The sequence below is a fragment of the Fusobacterium varium genome (genome assembly GCA_021531615.1).
Classification (GTDB): Bacteria; Fusobacteriota; Fusobacteriia; order Fusobacteriales; family Fusobacteriaceae; genus Fusobacterium_A; species Fusobacterium_A varium_C.
Window position 1 is genome coordinate 1 of record JADYUE010000010.1, and the last position, 26372, is coordinate 26372.

Sequence of the window (26372 nt, forward strand, 5' to 3'; positions counted from 1 at the left end):
GTTGCCATTAACAGTACCACCACTTGTTGACAAATAAGGGTGAGTGTGTGAATCAGGTGGAAAAGTGCTAGGCTTTCCATCAACATTACCCCAGTTAGTTGGGAAAATAGTAGGTTTATCTGTTATTGTTGTCCAGCTTTGATTATGTACTGATGGTGGGAATGAACTAGGCTTGTCAGTTACACTACTCCATGCTGTTGGAAAAGAATTCGGTTTTCCTGAAATACTATTCCAAGAAACTGTAATAGTTCCTGAATCAATATCACTTTTTATCTCTTTAATTTTATCCTCTATTTTTTTAGCTGTGTTATAATCAGTAGATACTCCACCTTTATCTAACTTGTTATTTAAAATTTCATCTGTAATACTTCCATTCTCAATATCTTTTCTTATATCTTTTATCTCACTATTGTAGTATTCCATTAGAGTTCTTACGAGAGCATCAATGCTCTCGTAATCAACTAATTTTTTTTGACTATTTAATGAATTAACCATTAGAGTTATTTTTTCTTCTAAAGACATATTTCCTCCTATGCTTGTTTGTATTTGTCAATTATTCCTTGTGCTTCTTCTATTGTTAAATATACAAACTTTTCTTCTAATGCAGTTATTTTTCCATTAGCTGTGTCTATTGATTTCTCATTTGCATTTGCTTTAGATAATGCACTATCAGCAGTTGATTTTGCAGTATTAGCAGTTTCATTAGCAGTGTTTGCTGTATTTTGAGCTGCCACTACTTTTCCATCTGCTATTGCTGCTGCTTCTTTAGCTTCATTAGCTGTATTTAGAGCAGTTGCAATGTTAGTTTTTTCAGTAGTAGTTACAAACTTGTGTTCATCATCTTCAGTAATCATTGTTGCTGGGTGAGAAGCTGGATGTTCATAATTTTGTAAACCATCTAATTTCTTTTTATCACCTTTACTCATAAGTCCATCTGCTTCAGGAGTTGCTAATCCAGGTAACATTAATTGTCCTGCTGTTTGCCACTCATTTACACTCTCCGCCTCATAAATCAATAGTGTGTTTTGATTTTGATAAGTAGGCTCTTGAGTAACAATTACAAAATCTCCCTCTTTAGGATTAGGAATTGCTTTTTTTAATTCTGCTAAATTAGTATATACCCCTTTCCAAGCTAATCCACTAGCAAATTGATTAATAGCATTTTGTAACTGCTCATTAGTTACCTTAGAATCCCATTCACTTTGTTTAGCCTTAGTAGGAATAGTTTTTGTTGTTCCATCTGCAATTTGATCAGCATTATGAGTATGTGTTGCATCAGATTTTTTAGCTAATAGTTTTACTATTTCACTACTCATTAATTTGATAGCTACACCTGTTATAACTTTGTTTAACTTCTCTGCTGGAATTTCTGTTCCTTGTCCAAGTAAATACTTATTAATAATAGCTGTTATATCTTCTTCAGTAGCAGTTTCTACCTTTGCCTGTGCTTCATTTAAAGATCCATCAAAACCTATATTATATACAGTAACAGTTTTCAAATCTTCAGATACAATTTTTATTGTTTGTCCTACATATGCTAATGGATTATCCTTAGCATATGTTTTAGCATCTTCTATATCATAAAATACTTCAAATCTCTCAATAGGAGCTCCTACCTGTCTACTTATACCTAATGGTAACTCCATAAATGGTGCATTTTTAACTATTGTACTCATATTTTTCTACCTCCCTAATTATCCTAAAGTAACCTTTAATATTGCTTGTTGCTCAAATGCTACAGCTGGTTCAAATACAAAAGCATTATACTCTTTAGCAGTATATCCATTTGCTCCCTCGACATTTACAGTTTGCTTAACAAAAGCAGTTGTAATATCAGCATTCATTGAGCTTTCATTTATTACTTTTGTTACTCCTTTAACTGTTCCTATACAAGCTACTACAACCCTTGTAGCTCCTGCTGGTACTGTTAAAGTTAATGTTTGTGCTTTATATGCTCCAGTAGAATTTGTCAGTCCTCTAATATAGGCACTATCTATAGCTGTTTTATCTGTCGAAGTTCCATAGAAGAACTTTCTAAATCCTGTATATGCAGAAGTTTGTTGTGTTTTGCTTCCTGCTGCTATTGCAACTTCTGGACTAGAATTTTCTCCTGTATTAGTTTTTGCCACAACACCTTTATTGTGTGCTACTGTCACTTTATACGCTAATGAACTAACTACATTTTCCTCTGCTCCATCTCCAATAATAAATCCTTTACCATCATTGGTATCAGTTCCACTAGCTGTTGTAGCTACACTCTCTTTATTAAAGCTTGTAGGTTGTGCAATTCTATCTACTTTAAATGATTGAGCTGTAACCCCTGTAGCTGGTCCATACTCATATGTTCCTGCAGAAAGAGTAGCAGTTCCAAATGATGCCTCTGCTATCTTAGTTCCAACCTCTACAGCTTTAGCTCCACTTAAAGCAAATCCTGAAACTGCTGGTTGAGCAGTAATTTTAGGTTGTAGTGTTTTAGTAAACATTCCTGTTAAGAAAGCATCTACTGATTTTCCTTTAGCTGAAATAGTTGCTGTTCCTTTTAAAGGCTTAGTATAGTTTCCTACCTTATCATAATCTCCAGCTCCCATAAAATCCTTTCTAATAATAACCTTGTTAGCATCTACATTTCCTGTAATTGCTACCCAATCTGTTTCATAAAGATAACTTGAAACCTCATAAACTTCATCATCTACAATGGTAGTTATTAAGAAAACATCTCCATTTTTAGCTTTTTCTTCTTTATGAGTATCAAAATATTCTTGAATAACTTCTGTATCAGGTTTTTCTACTGAATTTTTTTCACTTCTATATATTTTAGCTTCCACAGATTCTACAGATGCTTTTTTCTTTAGTTCTCCATACACCTCCTTAGTTAAAAGTTCAAATGCCTCTTCATTTATTATTTTTTCAACAACTTGAGCCATATTATTCTCCTCCTTTATATTTGTTAATGATCTCTTGTGTTTCTTCTAAGGTTAAAAATTTTATCTGTTCATTTACAAAAGCAATAAACTCCTCTTTAGATGAATTTAATGCTGTGTATAACTCATCTATTACATCTTTTGCATATTTTTGTGTTACCTCTGGAATAAATGGTTCAACAAGCTCCCATTTCTCTTTAGCAATTATATAGAAATAAACTGTTTCTGTTCCTCCTACACTGATATCTTCAAAATTTCTAAAATTTAATCTGACATCTACTTTTCCAGGTGTTTTAAATAATTCATTAGGAATTTTTATAATAGTTTTATTTTCAACAATTTCTTGTTCTATTACAAAAGATTCAGCTAAATTTTCATTTAAAAATGTTGCTCGAATTTTTCCTTTTTCAACATTATTTAATAATTTTATATTGAGATAACCTATTCCCCAGTCATCTTGTAGATACATTTCAGGAGTAAAATCAGGAGTTGTGTTCAAATCCCAATCTATTATCATCTCTTTTATATTTACAGATCTTCTAGCTGTCATATAGCTATTTACTAACTCTTCCATTTCCTGTGGAGTAGTAGTTTCAATATCTATATTATGAAGTTGTCTATAAATTTCATTAATTGCTTCTACTATCTCTTTGGCATTAGTTTCTAATCTTTCATCTTCTTTATCAGCTTTTTTAGCTAGTTCTTTTTCAAAATCTTCTTTATCTACCCAAAGCTCATTGCCATTCCAATTAACAATAAGAGATTCTAAGTTAGTAGCAATGATATTCATATAGTATTTATATTTCACTGGAGATACTTTAGCTGGAGGTAACCAGTTTGTTTCTACTCCATCATTTATATACCAGTAGAGTTCTTCTACTCCATCATTATCTACATATATTCCAAACTCTCTTACATAAAATCCCTCTTCTAAATTGTCATTAGAGAATTGAATTGCTAATCTTACTGCATCTTCATTCTGCTCCTTTGAATAGATTTCTATCTCTTTTTTTAAAGATTTAAGACTTGTAAATTGTTCAGGATTCTCATTTTCTTCAAGAGTTCCATTCCCTATTTTTACATTAGTAAAGGTAATTGGTTTATTTTCAGCTTGGCATTTAGCAAGATATCTTTTTCCTATAGCTGTAAGTCCGTTATACATATTCCACCTCCATATCTATTATTTTTAACAAGCTTACTCTAACCATACTATTAATATTTTTAATAGGTTCTTTTCTAAAAAACTCTTTTTCTATCTCTTTTATTATGAATAAACCTGTTTTAAATTTATTACTGATATCTGTAATAGCATTATTTTTGAAAAATTCTTTCTCTATCTCTTTTGCACTAAATGAACCTAGTTTAAATTCATTTTCTAATGAATTATTAATCTCTATTACTTCTATTACACTTCTACAGTTTTTGTATTTTTCAATAGTATCTAACAAAGAAAATATCCAGTTTTCCGAAGCAGAAAATAGATTATATACTAGGATTTTAAAAGTAAACGGATTACCTCCATACTCCCACCATTCTCTTATCTCGACTGGTTTATTTAATTTTTTCAAATTTTCTTCTATTGATAATTTAGTTCCTTTTTTGGAGTGAACCATTATTGCATTTTTTATTAGATCTATCTTTATTTCTCTTGGAAGTATCTCTTTCCAGTTATCAATACTATATTGATAAGCTAATTCTGAGAGAACTTCATCTGATTGTTGTTCTAAATTTTCATAAATAGCCAATTTCGGAAGTTGCGAAATAACATCTTTTTTAAAATTTATTTCAAACTCTTTTGCTAAACATTTCAAATTCTTATATTTTTTCAAATTTTCTGGAAATAAAATTTGATAATCAGTATTTAAAAGATTATTCATCTTCTACTCCTTGATAATTTATAGTAGTAGCTATATCTTGAGCTACATGAGTTTTATCTATCTTTGTAAAAATAGGACTTACTATTTCTACTCTTTTTGCTCCAGCTTGAATTAAGAGTTGAATTAATTTATTTGGATTTATATCTCTTCCTAGTTTTGTTTTCTGCCATTGTTTATACTCCTCTACAGCTTTCCCTATATTAGAAGTAATTAAAGTTATATCATTCTCTCTATTTGCCCACCATTTTATATTTAATGAATATTTTAATGCTGTTGGAGCAATTATTTCTACTCTGTCTGTAAAAGGTCTTATATCATTATCAGATAGAGTTTTTTCTACTATTTCAAGTATCTCATGATTAGGAATTATTCCATTTTTTAATAATGGGATAACTTTTACTAATCCTGGAGTATCTCTTGGAGTATAGATATAGGCATCAGCTATATCCTGATGAGCAGTTAAGGTGTAATATCTATATGCTGCCACAGGTCCTGCTGTACTAAAGGATGTAGGTTTTAACCTTATTCTTTCTCTCAATCCTTCATCAGTTTCTTCATCTGCTCCTCCTGAAGATGCTGTTATATTTTCTACAGAGTTTAAATATGGAATATCATCTACAATGGTATTAATCTCTCCATTTTGTAAATTATTACCTATTTTTCCATCTTGCAAACAAGTAACATTTCCTAATACTTCCTGTTCTCCAATAACAAGTTCTATATTCTCATCTAATTCAAAATAAAGATCTCCAGAGGCAACTTTATGTCCTTTTGGTATTGTTATTACCTCCTCAAAAACTTTACTAAAAGTATATTTAATAGTTGCCTTTGCTCCTCTTGCTAGATTTCTTTTGACTCCTACTAACTCTCCTAGCGCTTCTAGATATGTTCCAGTTGCATATCTAAGGAGATTCATCTTTCCAGTAAAATTTATATTGTTATTTGCTATTGAAAATATATATGTTATCCAGGATATAAAATCATTAATAGGGTCTCCATCTTTAACTGTCACTTTCATAATCTCTTCATATCCTTTTTTCAAAGTATCTTCGAGTTTTAAAATATCATTATCAACAAATTTTATCTCATTCATTTATCTCTCCCTTTAAGCTTACAGATAGTTTTCCTATTAAACTTTCTTGAGTTGAAATGTTGATTTCAGTTGTTTTAAATCTTGGTTCTTCTCTATCTATTTCTTCAACTAAATCTGCTATAATACTTGCCTTAACTATTTCTTGAGGTTTATCAATATTCTCAACTATAATTCCTTTGTGTCTTGCAAGAGGAACATTACATTTAATTCTAGTTACTGTATTATCAATATTTTGATTAATTTCTTCACTTAAATTAGGCTTAAATATATAATTTCTTTCTTGAGTATCAGTTTTAATCTCCATTAGTTATACTCCTTTAAGCTCAAAGAAAGCTCCATTTTACTTACATTTCCTAAGCTTGTATATGCTTTATATGTTTCAGACATTGAAGTTATTACATACCAACCACTTCCTACTACTCTACTTCCTAAAATAAACTTTAATTTTTGTCCTTTTTTCATATAATCTTCAAACTCTTTAGCAGCAGCAGTTGGATTAACATTCCAAGCAGCATTAAGATGTATATTCAATTTAAGCTCATCTAATGCAACTCCCTCAAATTGTAGTTTAGGTTTTCCGTGCATAACTTCATGTTCTATCCATCTAACACTTTTATCTCCTGAAAGATTATTAATAGTCTTTATATAGAAAGAACTACAACCAAATATAGTCTTTCCTAAACTTCCTACAATCATCTCTCCTCCTATACTGGTGTTCCTGAAGTATCTGGTCCACCTTTAACTCCAGAGTGTTTATGAGTTATCAATGATATTCCACCAGCAACTACATCATCTGTAGCATTCATTCCACCATTTAGCTGAATATTTCCATTTATTGTTATATCTCCTGTAATCTTTATCTGGGGACATATAACTTCAATCTCTTTTTTACAATCTAAATATAGTTTAGATGTTTTTTCATCATAGATCACTTGAGTTCCATCAGAATATACAGTAATTGTTTTACCATCTCCTGCATTAGACATAATAGGAGCTGGCAAATCATAACCACTTCCAAGATACATTCCAGAGTTTCCATTGCTAACTAATAAACACAATCCCCTTTCTCCTATTTGAGGCATAGAGTATTGTTTAGTTCCTTTATTTCTTCCCTGAAATACTTGTAATTCTGCTGATTGGTCTTCTAAATCTTCAAAGTGAACTTTTACAGTTCCTTTATCATGATTTACTATAGACACAGTTCCAAACCTTATCATTCCTCTTCCTCCACCTTCCTTATATCTAGTGAGAGTGTATAATCTTTATAATTAGTATCTATCTTTGAAATTAAATATTTTCCTTCAAAGATTCCAAAGCCAACTATATAAATATTATTACCGACACTTAATAATTTGCTTTTTCCAAGCATTTGAATACTACCCCTGATACAATCCTTATTCTTTTCTCTTAAGGCTTTTTCAGCTATTTTACCAAGGTATTCCTCTTTTTGCTTTTGAGTTGCTCCTGGAGGCTCTTTTTCCTCATTTATAAAGAGTACCCTTTGAGTTCCTCTCTTATATCCTGCCCTCTGTTTAGTAAAGAAGCTTTTTTCTATTTTTTTTCCTAATTTACTATCATAATATGAAATTTTACAACCAGCATATCTATCTGTATCATCAGTTTCAAAAGAATATGATTTAAGATCTGTTCTTGAGAGATACATCACTGGTTCTTTTTCTTCATATAAAGTCTCTTCCAATAATATTAATTTATCGTTATAGAGTTTTACTAATATTCCAGCTTCTTTTCCTAATCTCTTTAAAAAGTTAAAGTAACTCTCTAGTCTAGCTTCAACTCTTTTATATTCAAACTTAAAATCAACTTCAAAAATTAACTCAAGGTTACATTCCTTTGCTATATCCGATGCTACCTTTTCCAATGTTACATTTTCCCAAACTCTATTCTTTTTATTATCCATAAGATTTGATGTTATATCCACTGATAGAGCTTTAATATTACATATATCAGGAGGTCCAGAGTAGCTAACATTATCAATATAGAAAGTTCCTATATCAATTTCTATAATTCCTGCAACTTCCCAGTTATAAAGATAGGCTTTTACTTCTAGTTTCTCCCCTTTAAGAGGAGCCCAACTGCTGATCCACAGTCCTTCTCTGTTTTGAATACTTAAATCTAAAGTATCAAATTCATTTAAAGAATCTGATTGAGTAAAACTAAGTAAATCATTATGAATATATTTTGTTATATTTTTGCCTTCATAAAGTATTTGTAATTCTACTCTTCTAGTGTTTCCTACTACATTATCAAGTGCTTTATTAATTAAATTATCCAACATCTTATCTCCTCCATGGTGGAGCAGTAGTATTAGCCTTTTTAGCTGAGTCTATCTCTTGATATTTAAGCTTTATCCCTGCTTTGAATACAATTACATCACTATACTCCTCATTCAACTCTAAAAGAAAATTATACAGTTTAGAATCATCAAATAACTTATATGCAATACTATCCCAAGTGTCTCCAGAGATTGTTGTATAAATTTTATCTGCCATTTCCCCTCCTATATGTTTCTCTTTGGTATCTATCAAAATAACCTTTGAATTGCTCATAAGACATTCTTGCATCATTTTCTAGAACTTCCTTTACACCTGCAGCATCTTTAGCATTAACTACAGGGGAATAAGTAAAATTAAAAGTAGTATTAGTATTATTTAAGCTAGAGCTATTATCAAAAGCTCCTAATAATCTTCCAGTTTTCTCCCATAGATTCATACTATTTGAATCTCTAGTAAGAGGAATTATAGCTTCAGATGCTCCTCCCTCTCCTATCATTGCAAGAGTTGGAGAACTAACAAATCCACCAGTTGCAAATCCAGGAATATATTCTTTAGCTTTGTTCACTAAAAATGATGCTCCTCCACTAATAGCATCACCTAAACTAAAGTTTTTAATCTCTTCAAATATTTCTAAGAAATAATCCTTTAGATCTTTTCCTAAATTCTTTAAATTTTCTATTTTAGATGCCATATAATCAAAAGGTATTCCTAATAGAGCCATAGCTTTCTCTTTAAATTCATTGAAATTATTAATTCCATTCATTACCATTTCAACTAGTTTATCTTTTAGTTCACTAGCCTTTAATTTGATAGTGTCCCAGTTTTCATATATTGATTTTCCAGCTTTAATAACAAATCCCATAGGACCAAGCATATACCAATATTTATCTACTAATTCAACTATCTTATTCTTAAGATCTATAGCTCCTTTTTTAACTGTATCCCAGTTTTTATATAGCAAATATCCTGCTGTAACAAGAGCTGTTATTCCTAAAATAGCTAATCCTACAGGAGTTGTAAAAAAAGCTATTCCTGCTTTAACAACTGTTCCTAGTTTTAAAATTCCACTTCCTATCCCTCTTAGAACACTTTTACCTGCTCTTCCAAAACTTTTAAATCCTTTTATAGTTTTTCCAATAAGTTCTTTATCAGTTATATAACCAATTAACTTTGTGTAATTAGAATATGCTGTAAAACCTAAACTAACAACTTTTAAAGCTCCTCCTATACCATATAAAGCTCCTGTTCCATAAACAATAGTTTTAGCCATTGCCTTTACTTTATCAGGATTTTTCTCAAGAAGTTCAGTAAATTTTCGTAAAGCTGGAGCTACTATTGCTATACCTTGATTTAAAAAAGGCAGTAATGTTTCTCCTGCTTGAGCTTGCAATATTTCCATTTGTGATTGTAAATTTTGCAATTCATTTTCTGTTGTTCCAGCTCTATTTTCATATTCCTTATCTGTTGCACCTTCATAATTCTTTTTATTCTTAACCAAGTTTAAATTTTGAGTATACTTTTCATAAGATTTAAGAACATTAGATGCTGCAACTTTTCCCTCTTCTCCAAATAGCATAGTCATAATTGCTGACTGATCTACTTTATTAGCTTTACTTAACTTTGAAAAGACAATATCCATAGCTTTTTCTGCATCTTTAGATGCAGTTTTTGCTAAAAATTGAGCATCTAATCCAAGCATTTCTAAAGCTTCTTTTTCTGATTTATCTGCTGCTTTTCCTTTAGATAAAACATTTAAAAGCTTTTTAGTTCCTGTAGCAGCTACCTCTGGTGCCATTCCCATCTCAATTAATGAAGCTCCTAAAGCAGCAGTCTGATTTTCAGCCATACCAGCAAGTTTAGGAATATTTCCTAATCTAGTTATAAATTCTGAAATTTGATCTTCTGAAGCTCCTGTATTATTTCCAAGAGTATTAATTTGATCAGTAAGTTCTTTTAATTTAGTTAAGTCCATATTAAAAGCATTTTTCCATATAAACATATATTTAGATGCTTGATCTCTATTCATATTAAAAGCTATTGCCATCTTAGAAGCTTGTTCTATATATGATACAGCCTCATCTTGCTTTAACCCTGACTGTCCTGCATTAGCAGCCATTCCATAAAGATCCTCTAATGAGATTGCCATTTTTTTCTCTGTAATAATAGATTGTAATTCTCTTTTAAATTTTGCCTCTTCCTCTTTATTGGCAAAATCAAATTGTTTCTTTACATCAGCAAAAGCACTTTCAGCTTTGATAGCAGAGTTAAGCAATACTCCCCCTGCCCCAGTAACCACACTAGCTCCTTTAATTGCTCCTCCACCTATACTTGAAACTTTATCAGCTTTATTTTTTAACCTTTCAGCTTTTTGATATTTTTCCATAGCTTTATTATAGTTGTTAGCTTTTTTCTCAAGTTCCTCATATGATTTTCCTATATCTTGTAATGATATATTTTGCTCTTTTAAGCTTTTGCTAGTTTCTCTAATATCTTCTATATGCTTTTTTTGCTTATTATTTAAACTTTCAATTTTATTTTCCAAAGATGAATACGTTTTATTTAATGAACTACTTTCCTTAGAGTTATCTTTTATCTCTTTTTCAACTCCATTAAATTCAGTTTTTAAAGTTTTCAATTGAGATTCTATACTTTTTATTTCCTTTGGAAGTTTTACATATTGTTCCATTAACTCTTCATTAACATCTTGATTTTCTTCTATTTTTTTAGTAACAGATGCTAGTTCAGTTTTTAATAACTTTTCTTTTGAACTTAGATTTGTAATCTCTTTAGATAATTTTTCTTTTGTTTTAGTTAATTCTCTTCCATGAGCATCTACTTCTGAAATACTTTTTTTCAATTTTAAAAGCTCTTTTTCAGCAGAATTTATCTGTTGCCTTGTATCTTTCCTAATTAATCTCAATTCACTAAGTTTTCTCAAAGCAACTTGACTTTTTCTTAAATCCTCTGTTTTTTTATTAACTGCATCTATTAAAGTAGTAGCATTTTTAAAACTACCTTTAAAACTAGAGCCTATTGTTGCTCCTATTCCAAAAGAGATTGCTAATTGTTTAACTCCCATATCTCCTCCAATAAAAAAACCACCTATTCTTTTAATAGAATAAGTGGTTGTTATTTATTTAGAAATTAATTTAAGAAGTATGGTTAACACTATATAAATCACTATTATAGCAATTAAAGCATAATATATAGTATAGCCTAATAAGATAGCCCCAAAGATTACAACAAAGACAAGAACTTTAAGAACTTTACTAAGAATAGGCCATATTTTAAATTTAAAATACTCCCATTTGGTTAATACAAGAGTTTCATCTCCAAGCAAATATCGCTCATATCTTTCTTTGGCAATAGCTTCGGTAATAGCTGCCTCTCGTTCAATTTCTTCACATTTTTTTTTATGTTGTGCATCAATTTCAGCACATTCTTTTTTACATTGCTCAACTGCTGTTCTTACTTGTTCTTTGGAATCTTTAATATTTTTTTTAATAAAATTAATAATTGACATAGGTCCTCTCCTCCTCTTACTATGAGTATACCTTATAACAAGAGAAAGAACAACCACTTATTCTATATTTAGTTTCCATTGTTCTGTTCATTTAACAATTCTGTTAATGATTCTATCCAATCACTCCACTCGTAAATTGGCATTTCCAGCCAATAAACAAGTGAAGTTTTAGTTTGTTTTGAAAGAGTTATTCCGATTTTTCTGATAGTAATTCCATTAAGACCTGATATTCCAAACCGTCGAAAAAACCCTTAATCATATTTGTTATTTTTATATATTCTATGGCTGATAATGTTTCTAAGTCTGAAGGAGTACAACCAATTATTTTAGATGCAATAAGCCCTAAATAACATCTTGTATTCTCCATTTCTCCTTTTAAACAAATTCCACCAGTTAATAAAAACTCTCTTTCAGCTTCAAGTAATATTTTTGCAGTAAAATCCTCTTTCTTTATATTAATTTCAGAGATAGTTTGTTGATTATCTCCAAATCCTGTAATAATAGGTTTTTCTAACTTCATTTACCCCTCCTTACATTCCCATAGCAGCTCTTAAATCTGTTAAATAATCAGTTCCTCTTACTTTAAAAATCATATTAATTTTATCAACTTCAAGTACCTCTTCTCCATCATATTCAACTTTCATATAATTAACTGCAAATTCTTGTTTAGAATCTGTAGCTTTTCCTACTGATAATTTCCCTTGAGAAAAACCTTTAGGATATCCTTTGACCATTATTCTATATTTCCCTGTTATAAACTTCCCTGCATTTTGATCTAATGATTGAATTCCTGCTTTTATCTCAAGATTATATGCCCTTTGTTCTAGCATATTGTAGTTCTGATCTATAAGGGTTCTAAAGTTTAACCCCATATTCATTGCTTGAAGATGCCCCAATGTTGTTGAATCAATCTCTCCTGCTATTCCTGCTCCTGAAATTGTTTCAGACATAAATTGTATATCTGGCATATCAACATCAACTAAGGCTGTTAATGATCTGCTACCATCAGCATAAAGTTGATAGTTTGTAACTTTCTCTGGAATTATTCCTGGTCCTGTTAATCCTGACATTTGTTACCTCCTAAAATAAGTTGCTATAATAATTAGTATCTATTTCTAAATCAAAGCATATATCTTCAGCTGGTAATGCTGGAGAGAAGTATAATTTGAACTTAATTTTTCCATCTATCAATGAAGTAGTAGGATTATCCTCTTCTCTAAATTCAACTCTTCCCCCTATAATCATTCCAGCAGCCATTAAACCATTTAACCAAATATTTACACTATCAGTGATAGTAGTTATTAAGTTTTTATTCATAGGATTATCAACTTTTTGCCAATATGTTTGAACTAAACTATTAGTTAAGAAGTTAAACATAAGTCTTGAAACTATAAAATTATCCTTTGGATCTGTTACATCTGGATAGCAACCAGTTCTATTTCCCCAAGCTACCCAACCACCAATCCAGTTAATAGAAGTAGTAATTCCATTTTCGTTAAGATAATTTGCTTCATCTAACCCTAAGAACATATCTGTACCATCTGCTAAACAAGCAGAGTCTGCTTTTATTCCCTCATTAGATGGAGATTTATAAGGTATTCCATCATTTTCAGCTGCTAGTGATTGAATTAAACAAGCAACTTGTGTTGATAAGTGATATTGAGTATCTCCTAATTTTACCTTTGGATAGCATACTTCTAAGTAAGTAGAAATTAAATTGTTATCATTTTTGTGTTTAACTGCATCAGAATACTTAGGTACAGTTTTAGTATCAATATCTACAAGAGCAAATCCTTTAAAATGTCCATTGATTAAACTTGCTTTAGTTTCCATTACTGCCACTACTGTACTATCTGTTGACCACTTAGGAGCTAGTACTAAGTTTGGCACAAGTCTATATTTAGGGAAAACCATTGAAATACATTCTAATCCTTTTTTAGCTCCTGAGGATGGATCTATTCCTCCTACAATATCTGTGTTTTTTATAGCACTAGGGTCTAATTTATCATAAGTTACTGTTAAATTATTACCAGAAACTTCCTCTTCTCCTGTTTGAACAATCATTAGATAACCATTTGCATCAAATTCAGTTGTATAAGTTATTTTTGGAGTGATATTTAAAGAACTTATTATAATTCCAATATCTTTAATTACTGCTGTTTTATCTTCTCCAAATGGAACTGATTGACTTTGTACTGATTTTTTATGTGTCTTAGGATCTAGTACATTGACTAATACAATAGGTCCTATTCCAAACTTACTAAAATGTGCATCTATAGCTTCACATAGTGTATAATTTTCAAAATCATTAACAAATCCAAACTCTTTTACAGCCTCTTCATATGAGTAACATAATATAGGAGTATTTATATTTTGTTTCTCACACATATTAATAGGGGCAGTACCTACATAAAAGGGTGTTATGGAATCTGTTTTAGTAGCTAATAATGATGTAGCTGTTTCTTGGGTTCTAACTCCATGATTAAATGCCATTATTTACCTCCCAATTTCTTTAAAATTTTATTAAATAAGATATTTTCTCTTGTACCTGCTTTAACTATATTCCCTTTTTTTAGAGCAAATTCAGAGTTTATCTCTATAAATAAAGGTGCTATCTCTGGAAATTCCTTGATTGCCTCCTCTACATTTGAAGGAAAATCTCCTAAATATACAGTATTAGTCATCAGTCCATATTTTCTGATGGAAGGACCTAAGTATATTTTAGAAGCTTTCTCTTTTACTATCTCTTTAGCTTTTTCTTTTCTCTCTGCCATCTACTCCCACTCTCCTTGTATCCATTTATCTACATCAGTTCTATAAGCTTTTGTTCTTATAAATTTAAAAGTAACTTCTCCAGCCATATAGAGGCTATTACTATCTATTTCCCATTTAGCATTTGTACAAGCTTCAAACTCATCTAAATAGATTCCTGGTTCTAAAACTTTTTCTATAACTATATCTATCATCTGATATAGTTTTTGATATATCTCTTTAGTATTATCTATATAGAGCAAAATACTAACTTTTATATCTATCTCTTTACTCTCCAAAGTATTAGCTCCTGATGAAGCTACGATTCCAATAGCAGGAACTATCTCCTCTATTCTCTCAGTTGGAATTGGTCCTATAAAGACTTCAGGAGTTTTTGGAGAACCTTCTGTAGTATTAGTTTCTATTGTGATACTTTTTTCTATTAATTTTTTTAATTCACATTCTAAATCATATATTTTTTTCATAGATGCCCCTTTAAAATTCTATCTATCTCTCTATCTAAATTTTTTTCTAATATTTTAGGTGCTTTATCTTCTACATACTCTTCAACACTTTCAGTTCCAAGCATTTGTGGAATAGAAACTGTTTTTAAATCTTGTATTGTAGCTTTTCTATTTGAAGCTTTTCTTTGAAATATTCCACGATGCCCATTTTTCATAGTTGCTAAGAAAGGGCGTCCATATAAATTCTCTTTTCCTACTACAGCCTTTCTTTTCTCCCTCTTTTTTACCCTAACTAAAAGAGTTCCATCTGATTTTTTATATTTAAAAAACTTATATAGAGAAAGTCTTGGAGATTTAGATCTAATATATCCAATAGGACTTTTAAAATTAGCTTTTTTAACTGATAAAGTTTTTTCAACTTCTGTAGAACTAATAGCATAATTTGTTGTTGCATCTTTTTTTAAGTCTTTTTTTATAGTTATAATAGATCTATTTACAGCTGATGAGGTAGCTCTTTCTATCCCATTTTTTATTCCTGAAAGTAGTCTTTGTGCTTTATCTAAATTTTTAATTTCAATAAAACCATTAGCCATTAGTAAGCTGTTACCTCCTTCAATCTGATTGTTGTTATTCCCTCTTGAGAATACCAATCATTTACAAGATAGGTAGTTCCATTTACTTTTAATCTTTTTCCAGGAACTCTTCTTTTTAAACTAAATTCTTCTGATTTTAGATAAAGTATCAAATCTACTGAATAGTATGTGTCATCTATAGCTTCCTCTGAAAAATCCTTATCAAGATGCTCTATTACTCCTACATAAATTTCATCTTCAATATTGATATGTTCTCCCATCTCCTCAAAGTTCAGGAAGATATTTACATCTTCCTGAAGCATTGATTTAAAACTTAGAGGGTTACTCTGCATTTTTCTTTCTTCCATTTTTAGCTGGTTTCTCCTCTTCAGCATCTACTATTGGAATTTCCTCTGTTATATCATCAGCTAAAACTAAAATAGTTCCTGTTGATAAAAGATATTGTTTTTCTTTCTCATCAACTTTTATTTCTGCTTCACTGCCTATTGAATGTTGTCCATAAATTCTTAAAAATTTTACCTTCATTTCTCCTCCATTTCGCAAGTTCCGAAATTATTCAGCATCACAAACTACTACATTGAAGTATCCTGACAAGTCATCAGGTTGTAAAACTGGTCTTGATTCAGTTGTAATATTCTTTTGTTTTTTGTTTGGTGAGTCTACATCAGAAAATCTTTTAACCATATGTACATCATTTGTTCCCATATTTATAATAGGAGCATATAGAATTTTTCCCTCTGTTGAACCTCCTAAAATCATATTTGTAGGCATTAACTGAATCTCTTTTCCATCATATCCAATTACTTTTCTTGAATATCTAAATAGTTCTACCCCATAAGTTTTATAAGTTCCTAACCATACAACTCCAGGATATTGTCTTGTTACTTCTTTTACAAACTCTGTTTGTAGATCTTTGCTTAACATATCATGTTTAAACTCTTTAGAGTTCATAAATTTATCAGCAGCAGTCAATCCCATAACTACATTTCTAACTATAACTCCACTTTCTTCAGCTTTAGCTAAAATTTCATCTAAGGAAGTAATAGGATTTACTCCCTCTTCTCCCCATTTTTTACTACTTTCAAGAGTTACCATATTATCTATTCCATAATCAACCTCATAAGATGCTTCATCTGTTGTTGAGGTAACTTTTCCAGTAGTTAAGAATTGAGATACTATTAACTCCTCTTTATTTGCAATATATCTCTCTTGATCAGCTAATATCTCTGCTATTCTCTTTCCAACTCTCTGTGCTGGCTGATAATCCCCAGTAAAATTCATTCCAGCTTCTCTAACAAAATAATCTTTAGGTCCTAATGTTCTTGATACTGCAATATTAGGTGCTGTAATAAGGTTTGTTGTAGTTGTTCTATCCACAACTGGTCTTCCCATTTCAAGTGGAGTTACAAATGGAGCTGTATGCTCTCCACCTTTAGTTATTTCAAGCATAATCTCTTCAGTAGGTACTGTCTCAGAGTTACTAAAAAATAGATCTGTTAAAAAATTCTTTTTAGGTTCCCAAGCATCTCTTATTTTTCTTATTGTTTTCGGTGTATATAGATCAAATTCGTTCGCCATTTTTTCCTCCTATTATCTTAAAAATAACCCTATTTTTCTTAATTCTTGCTTTAATTTTAATTTTTCAGTTGGATCACTAGGTAATAAAACAAAACTTTCCACTAAATATGCTGTTAATATAGCTGAGCATTGTTTATCTGCCTCTGCTCCTTCATAAGCTATTGCATAAGGTGTAGTATAAGTGGCACTTTTATTATATTTCCCATAGTTTCCACTAGCATCTACTCCAATAACATCCCCAGCTTTTACTGCATCTTTTACTGTCAAAGGTTGAGAAATTAAAGGATAATCTCCAAAAAATATCTGTTTTTCCTTATTTGTAAACTTTACATTATTGGCCATAAATCTTTCCTCCTATTTTTTTATATTTAACTCTTTTAAAGCTGTTTCTATAACACTATTTAACATCTGCTCTTTTTCACTTCCCTCAATTCCAGAAGTGATCCCATTAAATCCTGCTGCTGCTTTTTCCTCTTCTCCTCTGTCAATCTCTCTTCCAGCATGTTCAGAGTTCATATTATATAGATCTACAATAATATCCTTGTAATCTCTTGGCTCTTCAAATTTAGCCTTATCTACTAATTCTTTTGCAGCTTTACTATAAGTTTTAATTCCATCTAAGTTTTGAATTCTTTTTCTCTCTTCTGCAACTGCAGTCTGTACAGCTCCATTAATTGCACTTTTTACTGTATCAGTGTTTATAAGTTCAGTTTGTAGCTCATTTATTAGCTCTGGATATTGAGCTTTTAATTCTTTTAATGTCATTGTTGCCTCCTGAGTTTTTTTATTTAAAATTTCTGAAAGTTCTTTAGGTATTTTCTTTGAATTTTTTATATTCATAGAACATACAGTTTGAATATTTGAATTGATAATATTAGTATCATAAGATGCTATCTCATCTATAAAACCTGCTTCTAATGCCTCTTGTGTATTAAAGAATGTTTCTTCATCCATTTTTTTTGCTATTTTCTCTCTTGAGAGAGAAGATTTTTCCACATAAAGATCTAACATATTCTCTTTAGTCTTGTTCAGGTGTTCTATTGCCTCTGTCATCTCTTTGGTGTTTGAATATCCCATGTACATCAATGGATTATGGATCATAAAGTAACACCCTTTTCCCATAACTGTTTTATTTGCTGCAATAGCAATAAGAGTTGCTGCTGAACATGCCATTCCATCAATATATGCAGTTACCTCTTTTTCTTGGGATAGTCTTTTAAGTTCATGATATATTGCTAATGCCTCTGCAATATCTCCTCCAGGTGAGTTAATCTTTACTGATATTTTTTTACAATTTTTTATTTCTTTAAGTTGCTGAGCAAAAATTAAAGAACTTGTTTCTCCAAACTCTTCCCATGCCCATTTTGTAATCTCACCTGAAATTCTTATCTCTCCTTCATCATTGGAAAGATTTTTTATTGAAAAAAATGATATTTTACTCACTTACTTCACCTCCAATCTCCTTTGAGATTTTCTTAATTTCTAAAATTTTTATCTCCTCTTCAAGTCTAGCCTCCAATATCTCATCAAAGTCCAAACCACTTTCAGCTGTAATTATTCCTCTCGTTGTAGTGTAGTTGTCGAGAGATGTTTTATTAGCATTTGCCTCTTTCAGTGGATCTAATGAAGATTTACCACTACCTACCCAAATGCAACGACAAAAAGCATATCTCACTGCCTCATCTTCAAAGAATCTTGGACAATCTATATCTCCATTTCTTATAAGCTCTAAAATAAACTCCTCATAAACTGGCTGGCATAGTGTCCTTTCTAATAGCTTTCTACACACTAAAAATCTTTGATGTGCCTCCTCAAGAGATGCCTTGGCAGCAGAATAAGAAGCTTTAAATGAACTCATCAATACTTCATGTGGTATCTCTAGTTGAGCTCCTATCTCCTCATAAACTGCATCTACAAAGTCCTTATATGATTTATTAGGTCTTGTAGTTGTAAACTCTTTGATAGTTTCTCCATCTTTAGCTATTATTCCCATTCCATGATCCAATGAAATTTTATCTGTTCTATCTTTAGATATTCCCTCTGCTCCTTCACTACTTCCAAAAGCAGATGTATTAATAAAGCCTTCCACATCTTTAGTCTCTATTATGAATCCTAATGAGGCGTTGATAGCTGCTGCAATCAGTTCAGCCTCTTTATATCTACCTAAATTTTTAATAGGATAGATTATAGATGCTAGAAGTGGAACTCCTCTTCTCTGTCCTACTCTTTCAGGTTCAAAAATATGTAAAATATTTCTTCTACCCAAAGAGTTAAACACTGGGTATCCTTTAATCTCTGAATATCCATCTCCTGGGTGTCTATCAGAAATGTAATATTTCAGTAGATCACCATTTGGAGCAAACTCAATTCCACCTTTTATCAACTGATTGTAAGTAAATCTAGGATTTACTATTCTATCTGCCTCTATCATTTGTAAGCATAATTCTATTTCTACTCCTGCTCTTTTCTTTCTCTTTGGAATAACAAAGGCATCTCCATTCATTATCCAGCTAAGTTGTACAAGAGCTTGAATTGTGAAAAAATCGTGCATTCTATTAAAATCTGCATTTGTAGAAGATGCCCAAGCATTAAATTTAGCTTTTATTATTTTTTCATATTCCCTAGCCTGTTCCTTAGTTATTCCTGCTATTTGATAATTGATATTAGGTTTAGGAAGTAGCCCTGTCCCCACTATCTTAGTTCTCATCTTTTTAAGAGCAGCCCCTGCAAGCTCATTATTCATATAGAGATTTCTTGACTTAGCTCTTAAATCATCTAAATCCCATAAAATGTCATTATCAGGACTCTCTGGATATGTGTACCAATTTGAAAGAGAAGGGTCATCTTTATTGCTATAACCTATTCCATTAACCATTTTTACAGTTGTCATAGTTTTAGCAGTAGGAGTAGGAGCTGATTTAGTTGCTGAATATGCTCTTTTTCTCTTTTTCCTACTCATTTTCTACCCCCTTGGAATAAATTGAACAAATCTAGGTCCAGTTTTTCCTTCAGCTCGTTCCAATCTTTCAGCCCATAACTCTATATTTTTCGCAATTTCCGAAGCATTTACCCTTGTTAAAGTTCTATTTCCTATTGTGTAGCTCTGCCCCATTGCCACCTTTTCTTCTGCTGCAAGCCACATATCTAAATGTCTTTGACACTGTTCTTTAGTAAATATCATCTTTTTTCTCCTTTACTTTGGTATTTTTCACTACTTAAATCTACTCCTAGAAGTTCCATTCCTGCTGTTGCATAGTTCATAAGGTCAAGAGGCTCATTCCTTCTACCTGGAAGTACTTGCCATTCAATTTTCTCTCCCTTAGCTGACATAGTTTTAACTTTTACCTCTGCCGTTAACCCTTCAAAGAATGCCATTCCACAACCCTTTGTAGAATCTGCTGGAAAATGAACAGTTCCATTCCCCTCTAAAATAGTTAATCTTGTATAAACTAAATCTTTTAAGGCATTAACTCCTAGACTCAACAAGTTTATACTTGGAACCCCTTTCTTAGTAGTTTTTCTAAAACCATTAAGAATGTTAATCCCAAATCCTCCCTGTCCCTTGATTGCAAATATATTTCTTACAGCCTTTCCTGCAACATATTTATATACATTTCCTGTATGATGTCCTCCAGAGTCAATAAGAGTACAAGCTATTGGAAGTTGCTTTTTATTCTTAAATGAGAACTTTTTTCTTAAAAACTCATCAAGTTTAATCCAAACATCTTCTTTTCCTGGGCTACCTGGAAAATCCCTATATTGAACTACATAACTCTCATATCCATATCCCCAACCAACAACTAAAACTTCTAGCCTGTTGTCTTGAACGTCAACACCAGCAGTTAAAAATTTTATATTAGGATGCAACTCTGCTCCATATTCCTCTCTTCTCTCAAAAAGAGCTTCATAATCTAGTTGTTCATTGAGATGTAAAACAAATGTTTCTCCCAACATAGTATTTGTAAAAGTTCTCATTCTCATCTCATCATCTTTTACTCTAAGATACTCTTCATACATTTCATTCCAAGTTACCCACGGAGAAGCTAAAGCATTAAGGTGAAAACTTCTATTAACTTTTTCCTTTGGAAACTTAGCAATCCATTTTCCTGTTGCTTGATTATTAATTTTCCAAAGCTCTTCAACTTCCATAATTCCACAACTTTGACACTCCATTTTTATAATTCCTTCATCATCATGGATATATTCCCATTTTAAAGGTTGATACTCTCCACAGTGAGGACAAGCTAAGCACCACTCCTCTTGTGATCCTTCAAGATATAATTTTTGAATTTTAGAAGTCGTATCATCTGTTGGAGTAGATACTCTCAGCATTTTTCTATTAAAAAAAGTTGTAGTTCTTCTTTCAGCAAGTTTAACTGGATCTCCCTCTTCTCCTGCTGATTGTGGAAATCTATCCACTTCATCTAGCAAAGTTATTCTAATAGGTCTACTGGCTAATCCTGAAGGACTATTTGCTCCAACAAATCTTACAAAGCCTCCTGGAAACATCTTTCCTTGAACTGTTCCTTCAGCTTTTTTATTTGCTTTTTTTACTAAGTCTCTAAGAACTTTAGTATCTCTTATCATTGGTTCAACTCTTTCTTTAGAAAATGATTTAGCATCTTCTACTGTAGGTTGAACAAAGAGAATAGAACATGGATCCAAGTGCATATATCTTCCAAGGACATTTAAAAGAGCTTCGCTTTTGCCTACCTGACTACTACTCTTTATAGTTACAGATTCTGTATGGCTATCTGTTAAACAGTTATATATCTCTTTCATATACGGAGTTCTATCTGTTGACCATCTACCTGACTCTGCTGAACTCTCTTTAGAAAGAATTCTATACTTATCTGCCCACTCTCCTATGGTTAAATCAGGAGCAGGTTCTAATATTTTTAATAAACTTGCAAAAAAATTAATTGTCCTCTGCTCTATCAACATCAATATCCTCCATTTTTAATTCTTTATACTCTGATAGTTCTTTTAAACTTTCTCCTATCAAAGTCTTTAAAATATTTTCTATTTCTCTTCTACTGCTAATATTTAATAACTGTATACTTGCCTTAGTAGGAAGTGCTGTAAGTTTAGCTTTAAACCTTGCTAACATATCAGAAACAAGCAATTCAATACTATCTTTATGGTGATATTCACCTTGAAGTATTGCAAGTTTAAATTTTTTCATATCTGTATCTACTTTTCTTGCTTCTGCTATCTCATCTTTTCCTGAAGAGTTTTCTACAAAAATTTTTATTCCTAAAAGCAGATCATATTTTGCTGGAGCAATTCTAGCATCTTTAAAATAATCTCTAACTTTTCTCTCTGAAAATCCAAATATCCTAGCCATTCTACTCTCTGTGGCTATTACCTCTGGCTCATTTTTCCCTATCATTTTTTCTATCACCATTCCCCAAAAAATTTTGGCAAGTCCTAAAAAAATCCCAGAATTGAAAACTTTCGGACCTCACAGAGCCACAATGGAATTTAGGCTAGACAGTACCTTGGGGCTAGTCTAGGACTTTAGGAGCATTCTCCTTGTTTAAATCTTTTTTAGCTTTCTCTATCTTTAGTTCAAGAAGCTCTTCTTCTAACTTACCAGCCTTTCTTTCAGCTTTGATCTCTCCCATATACTCATAACCAAGCATATTGTTTATTTCTTTTAATGCTGCTTGTGATGCTGAGAGATTATATATTGTTTTTTTCTTAACATTCCTAGAAGTTATTCTTCCTAATGTTCCGTTGCTCTCATCATGATATACTGTTTCTATAACCTCAATACCTTTCATCCCTAATACAGCTATCTCTTTTAAATCATTAGCTATTTGTTCAGCTCCAAGTTTTGTATCTTCAAATAATCTTTCTCTTAGTGCTATCATTGTCTTTTGAATCTTTGGATGTTTCTCTATATCTGCTGCCTTGGTACTCTTAGCATATCCTGCTATCTCTTTAGCCTCTTGTGTGCTATATCCATTCATTCTTGCAATTACATAAGCTGTTTGTTTTTCTGTCAAGCCCTCTAAATTGCATATCGTTGCATTTTCTTCAACTACTGCTATCTCCTCTAAACAAGCAAGATATTTAACATAGTATCTAGCTATCCAACTTTTAATTGTATTTATAGATTTTTTAGTTCTTCTTGCTATCTCTTCATACCTATGTTTTTTAGTTTTTCCAAACTTCTGTTTCTCTAGTTGCATATAGAGATGCAATATTCCTAATTTTTCTTTATCTAGTTTCTCTATAATATTCATTAAAGCTCCTATTTAAAATTTTCTTGAATATCTTGCCAGTTATACTCTTGTCCATTTCTTATCAGAGTAATATCTTCTTTTCCTAAAAGTTTATATCTTTTGACTATAACATCAACAAACTGTGGATCAAACTCCATTAAATATGCTTTTCTTTTTAGCTGCTCAGCTGTTATTAAAGTACTTCCACTACCTCCGAATAGATCTAAGACATTTTGATTATTTTTACTAGAGTTTAGCATTAGTCTTGCAATGAGTTTTAAAGGTTTCATTGTAGGATGCACATCATTTTTTAATGGCTTATTCTCTCTTATAATTGTTGAACTTTTTTCTAGCTCCTCTCTTAGAGAATTTATGTATTGAATTAACTCTTCTTTTGATTTCTTCTTTAAACTTTCTATCTCCTCGATCACTGTGTCCTGTGTGAAATCTTTTACAAAGAAGTGAGATTTGCCAGGTTTCCAACCGTACAAACATGGTTCATGCCTCCAGTTATAGTCTTGTCTGGATAAATTAAAACTATTTTTTACCCATATTAAGCATTGGGATAACTTGAATCCAGCTTCCTCTAATGCTTTTCTGAATGCTATTGCTTCAGAATCTGCATGAAATATATAATATGCAGCTCCTTCCTCAAGAACTTCAAAGGCATTTTTATAAAATTTACTTAAAAAACTATAAAACTCACTAGATTGCATATTATCATTTTTTATTTTCATTCCAGAGTCACTCTCATAATCTATGTTATAAGGAGGATCTGTTACCATCAATGATGCTATCTCTCCATTCATCAATTTTTTAACATCTTCAAGCTTTGTTGAATCTCCACACATTAGTCTATGATTACCAAGCAAATAAATATCTCCTTGCTGAGAAAAATAATTTTCTTCAACTTCTGGTGTATCAACTTCTTTTATCTCATCAAGATTATCTAATTCCATGCCTATTTTTTCTTCTAAAGCTTGCATATCAATATCAATCATAGTTACTAGATCTTCACTCATATTAGATAGAATTTCAAAAAGTTTCTTTTCATTCCACTGTCCTTGCTCTTGTGCTTTTACTTCTAAAATTCTAAGAGCATTTAATTCCTCATCTGTAAGTTTTTCTATTCTTACAGCTTTAATTTTTTTAAATCCTAATTGTTGGGCTGCTTCAAATTTCCCATTTTCATAAAGAACTTTATTATCATAACTTAGGATAACTGGAATAATCATTCCTAATCTTGTAAATAATCTTTTATAGCTATCTATTTGCTCTGGAGTAGATGTTCTAGGATTATTTTCATCTAAACTTATTTTTTCTATTTCTATTTCTAATATCTCCATTCATCTCACCTTCCTTCGTTGAATTTCGTATAAAAAACTAAGTTATTTCTTGAATTTATAACTGTTTTGTTTTAGAAATCCCCGCAACCTATATTATTATCACGCGAGGAACAGCTCCAAAACCCTTATTTTTAGGGAACTCTTATAAAAAAATTCTTCAAAAAGCGGACATATTTGTGACCTTTTTACATAAACGAAATGGTTAAACCCTCACTATATGAACATTTAACCTTACTTTTAATTTGTAATAAATTATTTATAAAGAATTCTAATCTCTCTCTATTCCCAAAATTATTTCTTTTTGGACTCCCTCTTGTTTGAGCTTCCTCTAATGCTTCTTTAACTTGAACTTTATATCTTCTAACTTGTCTACTGCTTTTTTCTGATAAAACAGTAATGACATAACCTACAACTTTCTCATCCAGGATATGCTCCTGGAGATCTCTTACTAATGTTTTTATCTCTCTAGATTTATAACCTTTCATCTTCTCCAAAAGTATTTTTATATCTCTCTCTATCTCTGAAGTAAGATACTTAACCAAAATTAAACCAATTTTATTTACTACACTTTCTTTTAGATACTCAATAGTCAAATCTTCAACTATATTTGAATATCCAAAATATTTAATCATTGTTGATGAAAGCTTATGCTCTATTCTCATTTTTGCCCCATAACTTTTATTAATACTCTTTTTATTGTGTTCATGGGACTTGCTATATAGTCTTAACTTCCAGCCCTTATCCATTTGAAAAATAAAGCCTGTAGAATAAAAGAAGTCTTGATTTACATCAAAATTATTAAATTGAAGCCTTTCTTTAGCTTTTATATTTCTACTTAATGCTTTATAAAAAGTAATAATAATATTGTGAAAATCATAAAAAGACTTAATATCTTCTTGAATACAGATCTCTAAATAATCATACTTAATTTGAGATAAACTTATTTTTTCAAGAGTTATATCTTCCAAAATAGTTAATATTTTCATATCTACAATCATTTTTTTTGTACTGTCAGATAAAGGATATAGATTATCTAAATTCCCAAATCTAGCATATGAAAAATCTATTTTTATTACTACCTTGTCTTGTTTTTCTCTAACTTTAATCTCATTGATATTCTCTTGATTAATAATAAAAGTTTGGGTAGTTCCTGCAAGTTTTTTAGGCTGTATATCCTTAAATCTTTTCTGTATTGCAAGAATGACAAGGTCAGCTTCAACTTCCAGTTCTACCCAGACCACTGCCCTGTCTAGTCCTACCATCTTTTTTCTCCTTTATTACTTTATAAAAAAACATCAATCTGATTGATGTTCTCTGATAAAGTCAGGATTGCTCCTGCTAATATTTAATTACTCAATGAGATCTGTTTAAATTTTTATAAGAAAATTGTTAGTTAAAAATTGCATTTTACAGGAGAGAAATAAACAGATCTCACTTAATAATTAATTTTTATCTCCTTCCAACCATTGGAAAATTTTTGATAAAATACTATATTAGCCTCTGGAAAAGTTTTCTTTGAAATTTTTGCTTTACGTCTAATCTCTTTTAATGATCCGCTGCAATCTTTATCAACAATTAACTTTTTTTCTATTCCTTCATGAATAATTGTTCCTAGATATGCTTTATACATAAATTTATATCTTTCTTGTATTTCCATAGTCCCTCCATTTATTCCTTTTATTTCTTTCTTTTGCTATAATTA

32 protein-coding genes are annotated in these 26372 nt (G+C 31.0%); all 32 read right to left on the reverse strand.

Annotation, left to right across the window (positions count from 1 at the left end; genetic code table 11):
- The coding region (locus I6E31_05230; protein ID MCF2639374.1) for a hypothetical protein at window positions 1-522 on the reverse strand (522 nt) is incomplete at its 3' end.
- Window positions 523-530: 8 nt separating this feature from the next.
- Window positions 531-1676, reverse strand: coding sequence for a hypothetical protein (locus I6E31_05235; protein ID MCF2639375.1), 1146 nt, complete (start codon window positions 1674-1676; stop codon window positions 531-533).
- 18 nt (window positions 1677-1694) lie between these two features.
- Window positions 1695-2924, reverse strand: coding sequence for a hypothetical protein (locus I6E31_05240; protein ID MCF2639376.1), 1230 nt, complete (start codon window positions 2922-2924; stop codon window positions 1695-1697).
- Window position 2925: 1 nt separating this feature from the next.
- Complete coding sequence (locus I6E31_05245) at window positions 2926-4083, reverse strand: phage tail protein (protein MCF2639377.1); 1158 nt, start codon at window positions 4081-4083, stop codon at window positions 2926-2928.
- Window positions 4076-4798, reverse strand: a complete 723-nt coding sequence (locus I6E31_05250; GenBank protein MCF2639378.1) for a phage tail protein I — start codon at window positions 4796-4798, stop codon at window positions 4076-4078. The genes I6E31_05245 and I6E31_05250 overlap by 8 nt, the downstream gene beginning before the upstream one ends.
- Window positions 4791-5891: a baseplate J/gp47 family protein gene (locus tag I6E31_05255; GenBank protein MCF2639379.1), complete on the reverse strand. Its 1101-nt coding sequence runs from the start codon at window positions 5889-5891 to the stop codon at window positions 4791-4793. The genes I6E31_05250 and I6E31_05255 overlap by 8 nt, the downstream gene beginning before the upstream one ends.
- Window positions 5884-6195 carry a hypothetical protein gene (locus I6E31_05260; GenBank protein ID MCF2639380.1) on the reverse strand — a complete coding sequence of 104 codons (312 nt, stop codon included), beginning with the start codon at window positions 6193-6195 and terminating at the stop codon, window positions 5884-5886. Before I6E31_05260 ends, I6E31_05255 begins: the two co-directional genes overlap by 8 nt.
- Entirely contained in the window at window positions 6195-6587 is a 393-nt protein-coding gene (locus tag I6E31_05265; protein MCF2639381.1) for a phage tail protein, read from the reverse strand. Before I6E31_05265 ends, I6E31_05260 begins: the two co-directional genes overlap by 1 nt.
- Window positions 6588-6595: 8 nt before the next feature.
- Window positions 6596-7108 carry a phage baseplate assembly protein V gene (locus I6E31_05270; protein ID MCF2639382.1) on the reverse strand — a complete coding sequence of 171 codons (513 nt, stop codon included), beginning with the start codon at window positions 7106-7108 and terminating at the stop codon, window positions 6596-6598.
- Window positions 7105-8187 carry a late control protein D gene (locus tag I6E31_05275; GenBank protein MCF2639383.1) on the reverse strand — a complete coding sequence of 361 codons (1083 nt, stop codon included), beginning with the start codon at window positions 8185-8187 and terminating at the stop codon, window positions 7105-7107. Before I6E31_05275 ends, I6E31_05270 begins: the two co-directional genes overlap by 4 nt.
- Window position 8188: 1 nt before the next feature.
- Window positions 8189-8401: a hypothetical protein gene (locus I6E31_05280; GenBank protein MCF2639384.1), complete on the reverse strand. Its 213-nt coding sequence runs from the start codon at window positions 8399-8401 to the stop codon at window positions 8189-8191.
- On the reverse strand, window positions 8391-11264 hold the full coding sequence (locus tag I6E31_05285) for a phage tail tape measure protein (protein MCF2639385.1): 2874 nt from the start codon (window positions 11262-11264) through the stop codon (window positions 8391-8393). Before I6E31_05285 ends, I6E31_05280 begins: the two co-directional genes overlap by 11 nt.
- Before the next feature lie 54 nt (window positions 11265-11318).
- Window positions 11319-11708: a hypothetical protein gene (locus I6E31_05290; protein ID MCF2639386.1), complete on the reverse strand. Its 390-nt coding sequence runs from the start codon at window positions 11706-11708 to the stop codon at window positions 11319-11321.
- 187 nt (window positions 11709-11895) lie between these two features.
- The gene (locus tag I6E31_05295; protein ID MCF2639387.1) at window positions 11896-12228 is read right to left on the reverse strand and encodes a hypothetical protein; all 333 of its coding nucleotides are present in this window, start codon (window positions 12226-12228) and stop codon (window positions 11896-11898) included.
- Window positions 12229-12238: 10 nt separating this feature from the next.
- On the reverse strand, window positions 12239-12778 hold the full coding sequence (locus tag I6E31_05300) for a phage major tail tube protein (GenBank protein ID MCF2639388.1): 540 nt from the start codon (window positions 12776-12778) through the stop codon (window positions 12239-12241).
- A gap of 10 nt (window positions 12779-12788) precedes the next feature.
- A complete protein-coding gene (locus I6E31_05305) occupies window positions 12789-14201 on the reverse strand; it encodes a phage tail sheath family protein (GenBank protein MCF2639389.1) in 1413 nt (470 codons plus the stop codon).
- Window positions 14201-14482, reverse strand: a complete 282-nt coding sequence (locus I6E31_05310) for a hypothetical protein (protein ID MCF2639390.1) — start codon at window positions 14480-14482, stop codon at window positions 14201-14203. Before I6E31_05310 ends, I6E31_05305 begins: the two co-directional genes overlap by 1 nt.
- Window positions 14483-14944 (reverse strand): hypothetical protein, encoded by a 462-nt coding sequence (locus I6E31_05315; protein MCF2639391.1) that lies wholly within the window; start codon window positions 14942-14944, stop codon window positions 14483-14485.
- Entirely contained in the window at window positions 14941-15516 is a 576-nt protein-coding gene (locus I6E31_05320) for a phage tail protein (GenBank protein MCF2639392.1), read from the reverse strand. Before I6E31_05320 ends, I6E31_05315 begins: the two co-directional genes overlap by 4 nt.
- Window positions 15516-15863, reverse strand: coding sequence for a hypothetical protein (locus I6E31_05325; GenBank protein MCF2639393.1), 348 nt, complete (start codon window positions 15861-15863; stop codon window positions 15516-15518). Before I6E31_05325 ends, I6E31_05320 begins: the two co-directional genes overlap by 1 nt.
- Window positions 15838-16041: a hypothetical protein gene (locus I6E31_05330; protein MCF2639394.1), complete on the reverse strand. Its 204-nt coding sequence runs from the start codon at window positions 16039-16041 to the stop codon at window positions 15838-15840. The genes I6E31_05325 and I6E31_05330 overlap by 26 nt, the downstream gene beginning before the upstream one ends.
- Window positions 16042-16068: 27 nt before the next feature.
- The gene (locus I6E31_05335) at window positions 16069-17094 is read right to left on the reverse strand and encodes a major capsid protein (GenBank protein MCF2639395.1); all 1026 of its coding nucleotides are present in this window, start codon (window positions 17092-17094) and stop codon (window positions 16069-16071) included.
- A gap of 12 nt (window positions 17095-17106) precedes the next feature.
- A complete protein-coding gene (locus I6E31_05340) occupies window positions 17107-17436 on the reverse strand; it encodes a hypothetical protein (protein MCF2639396.1) in 330 nt (109 codons plus the stop codon).
- A gap of 12 nt (window positions 17437-17448) precedes the next feature.
- Window positions 17449-18537, reverse strand: coding sequence for a Clp protease ClpP (locus I6E31_05345; protein ID MCF2639397.1), 1089 nt, complete (start codon window positions 18535-18537; stop codon window positions 17449-17451).
- Window positions 18530-20053 (reverse strand): phage portal protein, encoded by a 1524-nt coding sequence (locus tag I6E31_05350; GenBank protein MCF2639398.1) that lies wholly within the window; start codon window positions 20051-20053, stop codon window positions 18530-18532. Before I6E31_05350 ends, I6E31_05345 begins: the two co-directional genes overlap by 8 nt.
- A gap of 3 nt (window positions 20054-20056) precedes the next feature.
- The gene (locus tag I6E31_05355; protein MCF2639399.1) at window positions 20057-20275 is read right to left on the reverse strand and encodes a hypothetical protein; all 219 of its coding nucleotides are present in this window, start codon (window positions 20273-20275) and stop codon (window positions 20057-20059) included.
- The gene (locus I6E31_05360) at window positions 20272-22038 is read right to left on the reverse strand and encodes a phage terminase large subunit family protein (GenBank protein MCF2639400.1); all 1767 of its coding nucleotides are present in this window, start codon (window positions 22036-22038) and stop codon (window positions 20272-20274) included. The genes I6E31_05355 and I6E31_05360 overlap by 4 nt, the downstream gene beginning before the upstream one ends.
- On the reverse strand, window positions 22013-22486 hold the full coding sequence (locus I6E31_05365; GenBank protein ID MCF2639401.1) for a hypothetical protein: 474 nt from the start codon (window positions 22484-22486) through the stop codon (window positions 22013-22015). The genes I6E31_05360 and I6E31_05365 overlap by 26 nt, the downstream gene beginning before the upstream one ends.
- Window positions 22487-22601: 115 nt before the next feature.
- On the reverse strand, window positions 22602-23345 hold the full coding sequence (locus tag I6E31_05370) for a helix-turn-helix domain-containing protein (protein ID MCF2639402.1): 744 nt from the start codon (window positions 23343-23345) through the stop codon (window positions 22602-22604).
- An 8-nt stretch (window positions 23346-23353) separates the two neighbouring features.
- Complete coding sequence (locus I6E31_05375; GenBank protein ID MCF2639403.1) at window positions 23354-24670, reverse strand: DNA modification methylase; 1317 nt, start codon at window positions 24668-24670, stop codon at window positions 23354-23356.
- A gap of 185 nt (window positions 24671-24855) precedes the next feature.
- A complete protein-coding gene (locus I6E31_05380) occupies window positions 24856-25932 on the reverse strand; it encodes a hypothetical protein (GenBank protein MCF2639404.1) in 1077 nt (358 codons plus the stop codon).
- A gap of 173 nt (window positions 25933-26105) precedes the next feature.
- On the reverse strand, window positions 26106-26327 hold the full coding sequence (locus I6E31_05385; GenBank protein ID MCF2639405.1) for a hypothetical protein: 222 nt from the start codon (window positions 26325-26327) through the stop codon (window positions 26106-26108).
- Between the last annotated feature and the right edge of the window lie 45 nt (window positions 26328-26372).